We start from the raw sequence: 14444 nt of genomic DNA, 5'->3' as shown, positions 1-14444 counted from the left end.
CGGAATTGTTATTTTCGACACACGAGGCAGGTAGCAACTACATCGGCAGCATCCGGGTTTTATAAAGCCAAAAGGCCCGTATTTATTGGATAAAGTCGTGGTTGGTGACTATTCGGTCGTGTTTGGACATTTATGGCATACCAAACGCTCGTGGCAGCTCAGTGACAACAGCTGCCTGCAGCGCCATTGGCCAGGTCTTTGAGGATCGGGCAGTCCGGGCGGTCGTCACCCTGGCAGTGCGAAACCAGCTCGCCGAGGGTGTCGCGCAGGCTCACCAGCTCCTCGATGCGCCGGTTCAGTTCATCGATATGGTGCATGGCCAGCGCCTTCACATCGGCGCTGGCACGTTGGCGGTCCTGCCACAAGGCCAGCAACTTGCCGACCTCCTCGAGGGAAAAGCCCAGGTCGCGGGAGCGTTTGATGAAGGCCAGGTTGTGCAAATCTTCCGCCTGGTACAGGCGGTAGCCGCTGTCGCTGCGTGTGGCCGGTTTGAGCAGGCCGATGGATTCGTAGTAACGGATCATCTTGGTGCTGAGCCCGCTGCGGCGGGCGGCCTGGCCAATGTTCATGGCGCCTCCTGGGTGTTGCTGGTGGGTTTCCACGTTTTAAGCCACAGCGCGTTGCTGACGACGCTTACGCTGGACAGGGCCATGGCGGCACCTGCCAGTACCGGGTTGAGGTAACCTAGCGCGGCCAGCGGGATGCCGATCAGGTTGTAGATGAATGCCCAGAACAGGTTCTGGCGGATCTTCGCGTAGGTCTTGCGGCTGATTTCCAGTGCGGCGGGCACCAGGCGCGGGTCGCCACGCATCAGGGTGATGCCCGCGGCCTGCATGGCCACGTCGGTACCGCCACCCATGGCAATGCCGATGTCGGCTGCGGCCAGCGCCGGTGCATCGTTGATACCATCGCCAACCATCGCAACCACACCCTCCTGCTTGAGCGCGGCCACGGTCGCGGCCTTGTCGGCCGGTAGCACTTCGGCATGCACATCGTCGATGCCCAGGGCCTCGGCAACCACTCTGGCGCTGCCACGGTTGTCACCGGTCAGCAGGTGGCTGCTGATGTGTTGGGCGTGCAGGGTGTCGATGGCCTGCGCGGCGCCCGGCTTGAGGCTGTCACCAAAGGCGAACAGGCCTACCACACTTGGTTGCGTGCCGCGTTCTATCAGCCACGACAGTGTGCGCCCTTCGGCTTCCCAGGCCTGGGCCTTTTCGGCCAACTCGCCGGGCTGCAGCCCGCTTTCGTCAAGCAGTCGACGGTTGCCCAGTGCCAGTTCACGGCCTTCAACGCGACCGGCAATGCCGCGCCCGGTCAGCGACTGGCTGTCGGCAACGCTTGGCACGTCCAGCCCTTGCTCTGCACAGGCCATCAGTACCGCCTTGGCCAGTGGGTGTTCACTCCCGCGCTGCAGGGCGCCGGCCAGGCGGTACAGGTCGGCACTGTTGCCGTCCAGCGCCTGACTGTGAACCACCCGCGGGCTGCCGGAGGTGAGGGTGCCGGTTTTGTCGAAGACTACGCGGTTGACCGCATGGGCACGTTCCAGGGCTTCGGCATCCTTGATCAGGATGCCGTGGCGGGCGGCGACCCCGGTGCCGGCCATGATCGCCGCGGGCGTGGCCAGGCCGAGGGCGCAGGGGCAGGCGATGACCAGCACGGAGACGGCGTTGATCAGCGCGATTTCCAGCGGTGTCCCAGCCAGCCACCAGCCAATCAGGGTGATCAGGGCCAGTACCAGCACAGCGGGGACGAATACCTGGCTGACACGGTCGACCAGCTTCTGGATCGGCGCTTTGGCGGCCTGTGCGTCTTCCACCAGGCGGATGATGCGCGCCAGCACGGTCTCGGTGCCCAGCGCCTGGGTACGCACCAGCAGCCGGCCTTCGCCATTGATGGCGCCACCGGTAACGCTGTCGCCGGGTTGCTTGGGCACTGGCAGGCTCTCGCCGCTGATCAGGGCCTCATCGGCGTGGCTGCTGCCGTCTTCGACCACGCCGTCGACCGGGAAGCGCTCGCCGGGCTTGACCAGTACCAGGTCGCCCAAGCGCAACTGGGCGATCGCCACGTCCTCCTCCAGGCCGTCGACCACGCGCACGGCGCGTTCCGGGCGCAGGGCTTCGAGGGCGCGGATGGCACTGGCAGTCTGGCGTTTGGCGCGGCTTTCCAGGTACTTGCCCAGCAATACCAGGGCAATCACCACGGCCGAGGCTTCGAAGTACAGGTGCGGGGCCATGCCGGCGGGAGCCTGTGCCCATTGGTACAGGCTCAGGCCATAGCCAGCGCTGGTGCCTAGGGCCACCAGCAGGTCCATGTTGCCAGCACCGGCGCGCACGGCCTTCCAGGCCGCAATGTAGAAGCGGGCACCGAGAATGAACTGCACGGGTGTGGCCAGCAGGAACTGCGCCCAGGCGGGTAGCATCCAGTGCAAGCCGAACGGTTGCACCAGCATGGGTAATACCAGTGGCAGGGCCAACAGCAAGGCTGCGCCGACTGCCAGGCGCTCGTTGCGCAGGCGTCGCTGGACAGTGCTTTGGTCGTCCTTGGTCGATTGTGGCAGGCTGGCGCTGTAGCCTGCCTTTTGCACAGCGTCGATCAGCAGGTTGTTATCCAGGGCCGCAAGCACTTCGAGGTGCGCGCGTTCGCTGGCCAAGTTGACGCTGACCTGCTCGACCCCCGGCAATTTGCCCAGGGCGCGCTCCACACGGCCGACACAACTGGCGCAGGTCATGCCGCCAATCTGCAGCTCGAGGGTGCGGGTGGGCACCCCGTAACCGGCCTCCCGCACGGCTTTGACCAAAGCCGGCAGGCTGTCAGGCGCGGCCAGAACCCGGGCTTTCTCAGTGGTGAGGTTTACGCTGACCTGTTCAGCGCCGGTGACCTTGCGCAGGGCGCGCTCGACCCGGCCAGCACAGCTGGCGCAGGTCATGCCGGAGATCGGCAGGTCGTATGTGGTGGATGCGGGCATGGCTCTCCTCCTTGGACAGGCCTCCAGCATCAACCTTGCCACGCAGGCAAGGTCAATAGCCCAGGTCGGCTCGTTTCAACTCCAGCCCATATTGCCCCATGGCGATGCGGTATTTGTTGATCTGGCCCGCCTGCAGATTCAAACGCGTGCTGCGCTGGTCCTCTATACCAGCGGCGCAACCCGGCATTTGCCCAGGTAGCAGGCGCAGGCGTACATCCACCGGGCCAGGCGGCAAGTTGAACGAGGTAGACTGCTCCTGGAAAACGCGCCCGGAAAGCTGGTCGTTGAGGTACACGCCGATTTCGCAGCTGGTGGCCACTTCCAGGCGCTCCCGGGAAATGATCAGTACGCTGTAGGCCGAGTTGCCCTCGGCGAAGGCCGGTGGCACCACAGCCAGCGCGCCCAATAGCCCGACGACGCCCAATGCTGCCCTGAACATGAAAAAATCTCCTGCTTGCCTGATCGTCAAAGGCGCAGCTTGGCCGACGCGGACGCGGATTTCCACCCCGGGTGTTGCAGGCAAGGCTTGACCTTGCCCTGATGGCAAGCTTGAGACTAGTGAAAAACCTGAAGGAGGTAACCCTCATGCAAGTGTTCAATGTACAAGGCATGACCTGCGGCCATTGCGTGAAAGCCGTGACCCGCGCGGTGCAGGAGCAGGATGCGGCAGCCAGGGTGGAAGTTGATCTGGCAGGCAAACAGGTGCGTGTGCAGAGCGAGTTGGCGCAGGAGCAGATCCTCACTGCGATTCGGGATGAGGGGTACCAGGCCGAACTCGCCTGAAGACCTGATTGCTCCCACTGGGGGGTAACAGTGTTGCAAATGTTTTCACATCGATAGGGTCCACAGCAGGTAGAATCAGTCACTTGCTTAGCCTGCTATGGATTCCTGATGAACCTGCGAATGGTGCTCATCCTGGGCGCACTCAGTGCGTTCGGGCCCTTGGCGATCGACTTCTACCTGCCAGCCTTCCCGGCCATGGCGCAAGCGTTCGCCACCGATGAAAAACACATCCAGGCCACTTTGGCCGCTTACTTCCTGGGCCTGTCTATCGGGCAATTGGCCTATGGCCCAGTTGCCGATCGCTTTGGTCGACGCAAGCCACTGATCTTCGGCGTCACCCTGTTCACCTTGGCTTCACTGGCCTGTGCCTATGCCCCCAACCTCGACACCTTGGTGCTGGCACGTTTTATCCAGGCATTGGGTGGGTGTGCCGGCATGGTGCTTTCGCGGGCTATCGTCAGCGACAAGTGCGACCCGGTAGCTTCAGCCAAAGTGTTTTCGCAACTGATGCTGGTCATGGGCCTGGCGCCGATCCTGGCACCGATGCTGGGTGGGGTGCTGGTGAACCTGGCCGGCTGGCAGTCGATCTTCCTCGCTCTGAGCCTGTTCAGTGCCGGCTGCCTGTTGGCGGTAAGCCTGGGCCTGCCAGAAAGCCTGCCTGAGCATATACCGCGCCAGCCGCTGTCTGGTGCGTTGCGCCAGTACCTGCGGCTGCTGGCTGACCGGGTTTTCCTCGGCCATGCCCTGACCGGCGGTATCGCCATTGCCGGCATGTTTGCCTATATCGCCGGTTCGCCTTTCGTGTTCATCAAGCTGTATGGCGTACCCGCAGAGCACTACGGCTGGCTGTTCGGTACCAATGCCGCAGGTTTTATTCTGGTGGCGCAGGTGAACGCCCGCTTGCTGGCCAAACGCGGACCGGCGTTCCTGCTGGGCCGCGCGGTGTGGCTGTATCTGGTTGCGGGCCTGGTGCTGCTGGGCGTGGCGGCCTTGCGCCCAGCGCAGTTGTGGCCGCTGCTGGTGCCGCTGTTCATCTGTATCGCCAGCCTGGGTTGCATCATTCCCAATGCTTCGGCCTGCGCCATGAGCGGACAGGGCGCGCGTGCCGGTAGCGCCTCGGCACTGATGGGCTGTGTGCAGTTCAGCGTCGCTGCGGGTGCTGCCGCACTGGTCGGCCTGCTGCATGACGGCAGTGCGGTGCCAATGGCAATCGTGATCAGCCTGTGCGGGGCGCTGGCGGTCAGTGTCGCGCTGTTGACCCGACGTCTGCAGGCCAAGGCTCCCGCATGAGGGGATGAGGTGCCTGCAGACGGTTTTCCAGCGTGGCGACGAAGGCACGTGCCTCAGCCTCGCTGCGGAAACTGACCACGTGCTGATCGAGCTGGACTTGCCAAGGACAGGCGGGGTTTCGGCTCGACGCACTTACGATAATTTTCATCGCGGCATACCTCCAGAAAGGGCAGCGGCTCAAGTGTAGCGCTGGCCCGCGAGCCTGCCATGACACCGCTTCAGCGTCCTGACTGACGGTAGGTGCGTGCATTTTCCTGGCGGTGTTTCCTGCTTTGGGCGCAATGCCTGCAAACCCACAGAACCTTCGCTTTGTTTCGCGCTATTTGCGGAAGGTTGCTGTGGGCCGTATCTGAAATGACTGCAAGTTTGTTTTCATCAAGATGTTTCAGCGCGCCTGTGTGGGCGTACCGGTGCCTTGGTTGACGTGGTGCCGGGGAGTATTTCGCAGCCGCTTCGCTGCTTGCCATGGGTAGACATACCCAGTGGTTTTTCATCCTGGGTGCTGCGGCAGGTGGGCGTCTGAACGGCGTTTTCTGCGGCTTATACTGGCGAACCAGGCCAGTGCCAGCGAGAGGCGCTTCCCTGGCAGGGTTGGCCATCGCATCCCCACCGTGAAATTGCAGGGAGTTACAAGGACATGAACGCAGCCAGCAGTATCAGCCAGATCGCCAGCCTGATGGCCGACCCCAAGCGCAGTGCCATGCTGTGGGCATTGATCGATGGCACACCACGATTGGCCAATGAGCTCGCGATAATGACTGGCCTGACTTCATCGTCAGCCTGCGCACACCTTTCGCTGCTGTCGTCGGCCGGTTTGCTCAGGCATGAAGCCAGGGGCCGCAAACGTTACTTCTGCCTGGCTACCCCGCAGGTCGGAGCAGCGGTAGAGGCCTTGGCCAGCGTACAACTGGAAAGCGCCAGGGGAGAGCGTGCCGAAGCGCCGGTATCGTCGCTGCCCCTGTCGATGCGCCGGGCGCGCCGTTGTGGCGATCACCTGGGTGGGGATTTGGCCAGTGAGCTGTACCATCGCATGGTGGTGGCTGGCTGGTTGGAAGGCAGCGGACGGCACTTGAGGGTCAGTGACGAGGGGCGGGCGCAGTTGGCCTTGGTCGGGGTGTACATAGATGCCCTGGCGCCACACCAGCAACGAGGTTGCGTGATCTGCCGCTGCACCGAATGGAATGACCAGGGCCCGCATCTGGGGGGCGTACTGGGCCAGGCCTTGTTCAGGTTGTTCCTGCAATCTGGCTGGATGCGTGAGTTGGAGGACTCGCGGGCATTGCATATCTCGGCGCTGGGTATCCAGCAGATCAATCGCATAGCCCGCGTGGCGACGTTGCAGGTCGGTTGAGCGCAACGTCGTCATGCTACTCAAACCAGCCGTGCGTCCAGGCTGTTCTGCGCCAGGCGACGCGCCTGGTCTTCGGTCATGCCCAAGTGGGTATGCAGAGCGTGGAAGTTCTCCGTGACGTAGCCACCGAAGTAGGCCGGGTCGTCCGAGTTGACCGTGACTTTCACGCCACGCTCGAGCATGTCGAGGATGTTGTGCTGGCTCATGTGGTCGAACACGCAGAGCTTGGTGTTGGATAGCGGGCACACCGTGAGCGGGATCTGCTCGTCGATAATGCGCTGCATCAGGCGCTCGTCCTCGATGGCGCGCACGCCATGGTCGATACGTTTGATCTTCAGCAGGTCGAGGGCTTCCCAGATGTACTCAGGCGGGCCTTCTTCGCCAGCATGGGCAACGGCGATGAAGCCTTCGCTACGGGCGCGGTCGAACACACGCTGGAACTTGCTGGGTGGGTGGCCCATCTCCGAGCTGTCCAGGCCTACGGCAATGAACGCATCGCGGAACGGCAAGGCCTGATCGAGGGTCTTGTGCGCTTCATCCTCGCTGAGGTGGCGCAGGAAGCTGAGGATCAGGCCGCTGCTGATGCCCAGCTGTTCGCGGCCATCCTTGAGCGCCTGGCTGATGCCGTTGAGCACCACTTCGAAAGCAATGCCACGGTCGGTATGGGTCTGCGGGTCGAAGAAGGGTTCGGTGTGGATCACGTTCTGGGCCTTGCAGCGCTGCAGGTAGGCCCAGGTCAGGTCGTAGAAGTCCTGCTCGGTGCGCAGCACGTCGGCGCCCTGGTAATACAGGTCGAGGAACTCCTGCAGGTTGTTGAAGGCATAGGCACCGCGCAAGGTCTCCACATCGGCCCAGGGCAAGGCGATCTTGTTGCGCTCAGCCAGGGCGAACAGCAACTCGGGCTCCAGCGAGCCTTCCAGGTGCAGGTGCAGTTCGGCCTTGGGCAGGGCGTTCAACCAGTCATACATAGTGGTTCATCTCAATCAGGTACAGTTGCGGCCATTCTACAGGGGCCGGCCGGGCAATGCGCCCAGCCGGGCTGCGACCTGGTGAATCACCAGACCAAGGGTTCGCCCTTGTAGTTGATGAAGCGCAGGCCGCCCTTGCCGCTTTGGGCCTTGATCTGTTCGATCATGCCGCGGGTGCTGGTGAGCACATCGATATCGGCGTTTTCGCCACCCATGTCGGTTTTCACCCAGCCCGGGTGCATGGCCAGCACGCACAGGTCCGGGCGCTGCTGCTCAACGAAGAAGCTGTTGATCATCGAGTTCAGTGCCGCCTTGCTGGCCTTGTACAGGCAGATTTCGCCACCGTCGGGGATGGTGATGCTTCCCAGGATCGAGCTCATGAAGGCCAGCACACCACTGCCTTCGCGTATTTGATCCACCAGGCGGCGAGCCACGCGTATCGGCGCCACGGCGTTGGTCATGAACAGATCGCCAATGTCGCTGTTGCTTACCGCCTCCAGATCTTGCGGCAAGGGGCCCATGACCCCGGCGTTGACGAATATCAGGTCGAATACCTGGCCTTGCAGGCGTTGCTTCAGGCCATCGAGTTGGACGGTGTCGTTCATTTCCAGCTGCTCGATGTGCACGCCGGGCACGTTCGCCAGGGCGCCGGGCTGCTGCGGGTTACGGACGGTGGCAGTGATTTTCCAGCCGTCTTCGTGCAGGCGTTGTACCAGGCCCAGGCCAAGCCCGCGCGAGGCGCCGATGATGAGGGCAGTTCTTGAATTAGCCATAGGAACATTCCTTTATCGGTGTAGGAGAAAGGAACTGAGCATACGTCACGGCGGATATGCGTGCCTGGTTTGCTGTTGGTCAAAAAATGGTCAGTTTCGTCTGGGCCTTGCGGGGCCGGGCGCTTCGCCGGTTGGCACACGGGTTATCCACAAGCTGGTCCACAGTTATTGTGTGCAAGGTGAGCGAGTGGGGTGCGGTTTGGGTGGGCGGTTCGCTGGGGGTAAGTCGCGCACATTCAGCAGTTTACGACTGTCATCAAATAGTGATCAAAATATGATCAAGGCTCTGAGGGCCTTGAAATCACTAGCCTGCAAGAGCTTGCCCCAAGCTTATCCACAGGCAGGCCCACAGTTGCTGTGGGCAATGTTCAGCGTGCTTCGAGCAAAATACGTCCGCGGCTCAAATCCGCCAGTTGCTGTTGCAATGGCGCCAGGTGGGCGTCACCGAGGGCAATCAGCAGGTCAACACCATTGGCGGTGAACTGTTCATCCAGGACCAGGCCGTCAACCTCGGCCAGGCGCAGCTTCACCAGCGCCAGCTCGCTGAAACTGCAGCTGCAACTGAAATTGCTGCGTTGCACCAGCAGGCGCTTGGGCGCCTGTTGCAGGCACTTGTTGGCGCCGCCGCCATAGGCCCTGGCCAGGCCGCCGGTGCCCAATTGGATGCCGCCGTACCAGCGGATCACCAGCACCACCACCTGGTCGCAGTCCTGCGCTTCGATGGCCGCCAGGATCGGCCGCCCAGCGGTGCCACCGGGTTCGCCATCGTCGCTGCTGCGGTACTGCGCGCCGAGTTTCCAGGCCCAGCAGTTGTGGGTTGCGGCCAAGTCGCTGTGACGTTCGATGAAATTCATCGCGTCGGCGGCACTGCTGATCGGCCCGGCGAGGGTGATGAAGCGGCTTTTGCGGATTTCCTCGCGGTATTCGCAGAGGTCGAGCAGGGTAGAAGGCATAAAGGACGGTCAGGCAGCCGGCTTGATGCCGCAGCCCTTCAGAATGATGTGGATAAGGTTGTTGCTCGCGTCTTCCATGTCCTGTTTGGTCAGGCGGCTGCGGCCAGTCACCTGGCAAATCTGGGTGGCAAAGTCGGCGTAGTGCTGGGTGCTGCCCCAGAGCAGGAAGATCAGGTGCACGGGGTCGACCGGGTCCATCTTGCCTGCTTCGATCCAGGCCTGGAATACCGCAGCACGGCCGCGGAACCATTCGCGGTAATCGGCGCTGAAGTATTCGGTCAGGCAGGTGCCACCGCTGATCACTTCCATGGCGAAAATGCGCGAAGCTTGCGGGTTGCGCCGGGAGAACTCCATCTTGGTGCGGATGTACTGGCTCAGGGCTTCACCGGGGTCGTCATCGACGCTCAAGGCGTTGAAGGTGCTGTCCCACAACTCGATGATGTTGCTGAGCACGGCGATGTACAGGCCCAGCTTGTTGGTGAAGTAGTAGTGCAGGTTAGCTTTGGGCAACCCCGCCTTGAGGGCGATGGTGTTCATGCTGGTGCCCTTGAAACCATGGCGGGCGAATTCATCTTCGGCGGCCTGGATAATGGCCTGTTCGTTCTTCTGGCGGATACGGCCCGCGGGCTTGCCCGAGGCGGAGAGGCGATGCGCAGGGACTTCTAGGGTCATGGACGATTCCGTACGGGGCAGTGGCTGCGGCTGTGGCACAAGATTACCTGCCTGTGCCGAAGTGACAAGCGTTTACGGCACAGACTGGCATCAACGTGTCGCAGCCAGGCTTTCGAGGAAGCTTTCCAGCACCAGGTTGGGGCGCCGGCCTTTGCGGGTGACCCAGCTCAGGCTCAGGTCATAAAAACGCTCCCTGGGCTTTAGCGCACGCAAACGGCCTTGTTGGACCCAGAACGTGGCGTAGTGGTCGGGCAGGTAGCCGATATAGCGCCCGGTGAGGATGAGAAACGCCATGCCCTCGCGGTCAGAAGCACTGGCTGTGCAATTCAGTGCCTGGTAATGCGCCTGAATTTCGGCGGGCAGACGGAAGGTGGGGGTGATGGCTTCCTGGCTGTTGAGGCGTTCGTCGTCTATCTGCTGGTCGTCGGCGTAGAACAGCGGGTGGCCGACTGCGCAGTACAGCAGCGAGCGTTCGCTGTACAACGGTTGGTACTCAAGCCCCGATAGCGGGCTGGTCTGTGGTACGACGCCAACGTGCAGGCTGCCGTCGAGCACGCCGTGCTCGACCTGGCTGGGGGCGATCATACGGATCTGGATGCGCACGTCAGGGCCCCGATCCTTGAGTTCCGCCAAGGCGTGGGTGATACGCATGTGCGGCAAGGTCACCAGGTTGTCGGTCAGGCCGATGTTCAGCTCGCCGCGTAAATGCTGGTGCAGGCCGTTGACCTCGGTGCGGAAGCTTTCCAGTGCACTGAGCAGTTGCAGGGCTGAATGGTAGACCTCGCGGCCTTCCTCCGTCAGCGAGAAACCGGCGCGGCCGCGCTGACACAGGCGTAGGCCGAGGCGTTGCTCGAGGTCGTTCATCTGCTGGCTGATGGCCGAGCGACCTATGCCCAGTACGTTTTCGGCAGCCGAGAAGCCACCGCACTCGACGACGCTGCGGTAGATCTTCAGCAGGCGGATGTCGAAATCGCTGACTTGGGCGAGTGGATCGGGTCGTCGGCTCATTAGTTTAGTCTCGGCCTGTCTGAAGGTTAGAAATGTAGGCTTTTTCAGACTCTATCGCCGTGCCAATTTAGCTGCAACAAGATACATCGTTGCCTAATCGTCTTCCGAGGAACCGCCGATGAACATGCCCGAAACCGCCCCTGCCGGTATCGCCAGCCAGCTCAAGCTGGACGCCCACTGGATGCCCTACACCGCCAACCGCAACTTCCAGCGTGACCCTCGCCTGATCGTGGCGGCCGAAGGCAACTACCTGGTCGATGACCACGGGCGCAAGATCTTCGACGCCCTGTCCGGCCTGTGGACCTGCGGCGCAGGGCACACTCGCAAGGAAATCGCTGACGCGGTGAGCCGCCAACTGAGTACGCTGGACTACTCGCCAGCGTTCCAGTTCGGCCACCCGCTGTCGTTCCAGCTGGCGGAAAAGATCGCCGAGCTGGTTCCGGGCAATCTGAATCACGTCTTCTATACCAACTCCGGTTCCGAGTGCGCCGATACCGCACTGAAGATGGTGCGTGCTTACTGGCGCCTGAAAGGCCAGGCAACCAAGACCAAGATCATCGGCCGTGCCCGTGGCTACCATGGCGTGAACATCGCGGGTACCAGCCTGGGTGGCGTCAACGGTAACCGCAAGATGTTTGGTCAGTTGCTGGACGTCGACCACCTGCCCCACACCGTGTTGCCGGTGAACGCTTTCTCCAAGGGCATGCCGGAAGAGGGCGGTATCGCTCTGGCTGACGAAATGCTCAAGCTGATCGAGCTGCACGATGCCTCCAACATCGCAGCAGTCATCGTCGAGCCGCTGGCCGGTTCGGCCGGTGTGCTGCCGCCGCCGAAGGGCTACCTGAAGCGTCTGCGTGAAATCTGCACCCAGCACAACATTCTGCTGATCTTCGACGAAGTGATCACTGGCTTCGGCCGCATGGGTGCGATGACCGGCTCGGAAGCCTTCGGCGTTACCCCAGACCTGATGTGCATCGCCAAGCAGGTGACCAACGGCGCCATCCCGATGGGCGCAGTGATTGCCAGCAGCGAGATCTACCAGACGTTCATGAACCAGCCGACCCCGGAATACGCGGTGGAATTCCCACACGGCTACACCTACTCGGCGCACCCGGTAGCCTGTGCCGCCGGTATCGCCGCGCTGGACCTGCTGCAGAAGGAAAATTTGGTGCAGTCCGCTGCTGAACTGGCGCCGCATTTCGAGAAGCTGCTGCACGGCGTGAAGGGCACCAAGAATATCGTCGATATCCGCAACTACGGCCTGGCCGGCGCCATCCAGATCGCCGCCCGTGACGGTGATGCCATCGTTCGCCCATACGAAGCGGCCATGAAGCTGTGGAAAGCGGGCTTCTATGTACGCTTTGGTGGCGACACCCTGCAGTTCGGCCCAACCTTCAATACCAAGCCGCAGGAACTGGACCGCCTGTTCGATGCGGTAGGCGAAACCCTGAACCTGATCGACTGATCTTTCCGATTTTGATGCCAGGCGCACGCACGCAGCGCGTGCCTGGCTCTCCTTTGTTTATCTGGAGTTTTGCATGAGCATTGTTCAGCACCTGATTCACGGCGAACTGGTTACCAAGGGTGAGCGCACCGCCGATGTCTTCAACCCGTCCACTGGCCAGGCCGTTCGCAAGGTCGAACTGGCCAGCCGCGCAACTGTTCAGGAAGCGATCGACTCGGCCAAGGCCGCCTTCCCGGCCTGGCGCAACACCCCTCCGGCCAAGCGCGCCCAGGTGATGTTCCGCTTCAAGCAACTGCTGGAGCAGAACGAAGCCAAGATTTCGCAGATGATCAGCGAAGAGCACGGCAAGACCTTGGAGGACGCCGCCGGCGAACTGAAGCGTGGTATCGAGAACGTCGAGTTCGCGTGTGCAGCCCCAGAAGTGCTGAAGGGGGAGTACAGCCGCAACGTCGGTCCGAACATCGACGCCTGGTCCGATTTCCAGCCGCTGGGCGTGGTTGCCGGTATTACCCCGTTCAACTTCCCCGCCATGGTGCCGCTGTGGATGTACCCGCTGGCCATCGCCTGCGGCAACGCATTCATCCTCAAGCCTTCCGAGCGTGACCCGAGCTCGACCTTGTACATTGCCCAGTTGCTGCTGGAAGCCGGGCTGCCGAAGGGCATCCTCAACGTGGTGCACGGTGACAAGGAAGCGGTGGATGCGCTGATCGAAGCACCGGAAGTGAAAGCACTGAGCTTCGTGGGTTCGACCCCGATCGCCGAGTACATCTATGCCGAAGGCACCAAGCGTGGCAAGCGTGTACAAGCCCTGGGGGGCGCGAAGAACCACGCGGTGCTGATGCCGGATGCCGACCTGGACAACGCAGTCAGTGCCCTGATGGGCGCGGCTTACGGTTCGTGTGGCGAGCGTTGCATGGCCATTTCGGTAGCCGTATGCGTGGGCGACCAAGTGGCCGATGCCCTGATTGCCAAGCTGGAGCCACAGATCAAGGCGCTGAAGATTGGTGCCGGCACCTCGTGTGGCTTGGACATGGGCCCGCTGGTGACTGCGGCAGCGCGTGACAAGGTCGTGGGTTACATCGATGACGGTGTTGCTGCTGGCGCCAAGCTGGTGGTGGATGGACGTGGCTTCCGTGTGGCGGGTAATGAAGATGGCTACTTCGTGGGTGGCACACTGTTCGACAAGGTGACCCCGGAGATGCGCATCTATAAAGAAGAGATCTTTGGTCCGGTGCTGTGCGTGGTCCGGGTGAATAGCCTGGAGCAGGCCATGCAGCTGATCAACGATCACGAGTATGGCAACGGCACCTGCATCTTTACCCGTGACGGTGAAGCGGCCCGTTTGTTCTGCGACGAGATCGAAGTGGGTATGGTGGGTGTCAACGTACCGCTGCCAGTGCCGGTGGCCTACCACAGCTTTGGTGGCTGGAAGCGTTCGCTGTTTGGTGACCTGCATGCCTATGGCCCGGATGGTGTGCGCTTCTATACCCGCCGCAAGGCAATTACCCAGCGTTGGCCGCAGCGGGCCAGCCATGAAGCGTCGCAGTTTGCATTCCCTAGCCTGTAAGGGAAGTAGATGAAGCGGGGAGGCCGTCAGGCCTCCCCGTTTTGTTTTTTGGGGTTTGGTTGTTGCTGTTGTTGATGTCTTGAGGTGGTTTTGGCGGTGAGATGTGTCTGCCATAACCCCTGCAGCGCCTGTGAGATCGAGCGCCGCCCGCGCGGCGCTTCGCGGGTAAACCCGCTCCTACGTTTGTTTCGGGCCAATTATGCCTGTGGGATTCGCGCGCGAACGCCTTGGTGCCTGTCTCGATATCGCGGCGTACCAACAAGGCGGTCGCGCGCGCCCGGTACAGGAGGGACTGGTCCGAAACAAACGTAGGAGCGGGTTTACCCGCGAAGCGCCGCGCGGGCGGTGCTCGGTCTCACAGGCGCTGAAACTGTTGTGGCGAACACTGGTAGCCCCGATACGGTCTTTTCCCCTTATATTTCACTTTCTTGAAATTAAAGGTTGACGCCCTCGCGAATCCCCTTATAATGCGCCCCACTTCCAGCGACAACGGAACGACAAACTCCTTGAAATTCAATGAGTTAGACAATTCTGAAGGTGCTGCAAGGGCTACGATCAAATGATCGAAAGCGGTTGAAAAGGTGGTTGACAGTGCTTCTAAGTGCTGTATGATTCGCCTCCCGCTACGAGAGATCGCAGCGAGCCAAGT

At 61.8% G+C, this 14444-nt stretch carries 14 protein-coding genes; 5 read left to right on the top strand and 9 right to left on the bottom strand.

The annotated features are described in order from the left end of the window. Nucleotides 1-158 precede the first annotated feature (158 nt). The 3 genes from cueR to J3A98_RS21165 are packed head-to-tail and all read right to left on the bottom strand — an operon-like array spanning nt 159 to nt 3404. A complete protein-coding gene (cueR, locus tag J3A98_RS21175) occupies nt 159-569 on the bottom strand; it encodes a Cu(I)-responsive transcriptional regulator (RefSeq protein ID WP_176684405.1) in 411 nt (136 codons plus the stop codon). Continuing rightward, on the bottom strand, nt 566-2965 hold the full coding sequence (locus tag J3A98_RS21170) for a heavy metal translocating P-type ATPase (protein ID WP_209968155.1): 2400 nt from the start codon (nt 2963-2965) through the stop codon (nt 566-568). Before J3A98_RS21170 ends, cueR begins: the two co-directional genes overlap by 4 nt. 52 nt (nt 2966-3017) lie before the next feature. Then, nucleotides 3018-3404 (bottom strand): hypothetical protein, encoded by a 387-nt coding sequence (locus tag J3A98_RS21165; RefSeq protein ID WP_003255287.1) that lies wholly within the window; start codon nt 3402-3404, stop codon nt 3018-3020. 146 nt (nt 3405-3550) lie between these two features. Between J3A98_RS21165 and J3A98_RS21160 the strand changes: the two genes are divergently transcribed. Continuing rightward, nucleotides 3551-3748: a cation transporter gene (locus J3A98_RS21160; protein ID WP_014589568.1), complete on the top strand. Its 198-nt coding sequence runs from the start codon at nt 3551-3553 to the stop codon at nt 3746-3748. 108 nt (nt 3749-3856) lie between these two features. Beyond that, nucleotides 3857-5038 carry a multidrug effflux MFS transporter gene (locus J3A98_RS21155; RefSeq protein ID WP_176684407.1) on the top strand — a complete coding sequence of 394 codons (1182 nt, stop codon included), beginning with the start codon at nt 3857-3859 and terminating at the stop codon, nt 5036-5038. Here J3A98_RS21155 and J3A98_RS27015 read toward each other — a convergent pair. Beyond that, nucleotides 4989-5186 carry a hypothetical protein gene (locus J3A98_RS27015; RefSeq protein ID WP_245354978.1) on the bottom strand — a complete coding sequence of 66 codons (198 nt, stop codon included), beginning with the start codon at nt 5184-5186 and terminating at the stop codon, nt 4989-4991. The two genes, J3A98_RS21155 and J3A98_RS27015, sit on opposite strands and share 50 nt — an antisense overlap. Nucleotides 5187-5675: 489 nt before the next feature. On the opposite strand from J3A98_RS27015, the gene J3A98_RS21150 reads away from it, so the two are divergent. Beyond that, nucleotides 5676-6389: a helix-turn-helix transcriptional regulator gene (locus J3A98_RS21150; RefSeq protein ID WP_209968153.1), complete on the top strand. Its 714-nt coding sequence runs from the start codon at nt 5676-5678 to the stop codon at nt 6387-6389. 20 nt (nt 6390-6409) lie between these two features. On the opposite strand, the gene J3A98_RS21145 is transcribed toward J3A98_RS21150, so the two are convergent. The 5 genes from J3A98_RS21145 to J3A98_RS21125 form a co-directional block, all read right to left on the bottom strand. Further along, nucleotides 6410-7357 (bottom strand): adenosine deaminase, encoded by a 948-nt coding sequence (locus J3A98_RS21145; RefSeq protein ID WP_209968151.1) that lies wholly within the window; start codon nt 7355-7357, stop codon nt 6410-6412. An 86-nt stretch (nt 7358-7443) separates the two neighbouring features. Continuing rightward, complete coding sequence (locus tag J3A98_RS21140; protein WP_176684409.1) at nt 7444-8130, bottom strand: SDR family oxidoreductase; 687 nt, start codon at nt 8128-8130, stop codon at nt 7444-7446. 368 nt (nt 8131-8498) lie between these two features. Next, nucleotides 8499-9083 (bottom strand): YigZ family protein, encoded by a 585-nt coding sequence (locus J3A98_RS21135; RefSeq protein ID WP_176684410.1) that lies wholly within the window; start codon nt 9081-9083, stop codon nt 8499-8501. Between the two features lie 9 nt (nt 9084-9092). Further along, on the bottom strand, nt 9093-9755 hold the full coding sequence (locus tag J3A98_RS21130) for a TetR/AcrR family transcriptional regulator (RefSeq protein ID WP_003255279.1): 663 nt from the start codon (nt 9753-9755) through the stop codon (nt 9093-9095). Between the two features lie 90 nt (nt 9756-9845). Next, a complete protein-coding gene (locus tag J3A98_RS21125) occupies nt 9846-10763 on the bottom strand; it encodes a LysR family transcriptional regulator (protein ID WP_176684411.1) in 918 nt (305 codons plus the stop codon). Nucleotides 10764-10881: 118 nt separating this feature from the next. Between J3A98_RS21125 and J3A98_RS21120 the strand changes: the two genes are divergently transcribed. Together J3A98_RS21120 and J3A98_RS21115 are read left to right on the top strand one after the other, a co-directional pair. Continuing rightward, entirely contained in the window at nt 10882-12228 is a 1347-nt protein-coding gene (locus J3A98_RS21120; protein ID WP_209968149.1) for an aspartate aminotransferase family protein, read from the top strand. Nucleotides 12229-12301: 73 nt separating this feature from the next. Continuing rightward, complete coding sequence (locus J3A98_RS21115; protein WP_003255276.1) at nt 12302-13795, top strand: CoA-acylating methylmalonate-semialdehyde dehydrogenase; 1494 nt, start codon at nt 12302-12304, stop codon at nt 13793-13795. Nucleotides 13796-14444 lie beyond the last annotated feature (649 nt).

This window comes from Pseudomonas sp. BP6 (assembly GCF_017875935.1).
Taxonomy (GTDB): domain Bacteria; phylum Pseudomonadota; class Gammaproteobacteria; order Pseudomonadales; family Pseudomonadaceae; genus Aquipseudomonas; species Aquipseudomonas putida_Y.
Note: the sequence above shows the minus strand (reverse complement) of the source record. Positions and strands in the feature narration are given on the sequence as shown.

What these genes read in the sequence shown, in the direction of transcription:
- J3A98_RS21135 (WP_176684410.1), bottom strand. Translation starts at nt 9,083, where the DNA reads ATGCCTTCTACCCTGCTCGACCTCTGCGAATACCGCGAGGAAATCCGC.
- J3A98_RS21145 (WP_209968151.1), bottom strand. Translation starts at nt 7,357, where the DNA reads ATGTATGACTGGTTGAACGCCCTGCCCAAGGCCGAACTGCACCTGCAC.
- J3A98_RS21150 (WP_209968153.1), top strand. Translation starts at nt 5,676, where the DNA reads ATGAACGCAGCCAGCAGTATCAGCCAGATCGCCAGCCTGATGGCCGAC.
- J3A98_RS21140 (WP_176684409.1), bottom strand. Translation starts at nt 8,130, where the DNA reads ATGGCTAATTCAAGAACTGCCCTCATCATCGGCGCCTCGCGCGGGCTT.
- J3A98_RS27015 (WP_245354978.1), bottom strand. Translation starts at nt 5,186, where the DNA reads ATGAAAATTATCGTAAGTGCGTCGAGCCGAAACCCCGCCTGTCCTTGG.
- cueR (WP_176684405.1), bottom strand. Translation starts at nt 569, where the DNA reads ATGAACATTGGCCAGGCCGCCCGCCGCAGCGGGCTCAGCACCAAGATG.
- J3A98_RS21115 (WP_003255276.1), top strand. Translation starts at nt 12,302, where the DNA reads ATGAGCATTGTTCAGCACCTGATTCACGGCGAACTGGTTACCAAGGGT.
- J3A98_RS21170 (WP_209968155.1), bottom strand. Translation starts at nt 2,965, where the DNA reads ATGCCCGCATCCACCACATACGACCTGCCGATCTCCGGCATGACCTGC.
- J3A98_RS21165 (WP_003255287.1), bottom strand. Translation starts at nt 3,404, where the DNA reads ATGTTCAGGGCAGCATTGGGCGTCGTCGGGCTATTGGGCGCGCTGGCT.
- J3A98_RS21120 (WP_209968149.1), top strand. Translation starts at nt 10,882, where the DNA reads ATGAACATGCCCGAAACCGCCCCTGCCGGTATCGCCAGCCAGCTCAAG.
- J3A98_RS21155 (WP_176684407.1), top strand. Translation starts at nt 3,857, where the DNA reads ATGAACCTGCGAATGGTGCTCATCCTGGGCGCACTCAGTGCGTTCGGG.
- J3A98_RS21125 (WP_176684411.1), bottom strand. Translation starts at nt 10,763, where the DNA reads ATGAGCCGACGACCCGATCCACTCGCCCAAGTCAGCGATTTCGACATC.
- J3A98_RS21130 (WP_003255279.1), bottom strand. Translation starts at nt 9,755, where the DNA reads ATGACCCTAGAAGTCCCTGCGCATCGCCTCTCCGCCTCGGGCAAGCCC.
- J3A98_RS21160 (WP_014589568.1), top strand. Translation starts at nt 3,551, where the DNA reads ATGCAAGTGTTCAATGTACAAGGCATGACCTGCGGCCATTGCGTGAAA.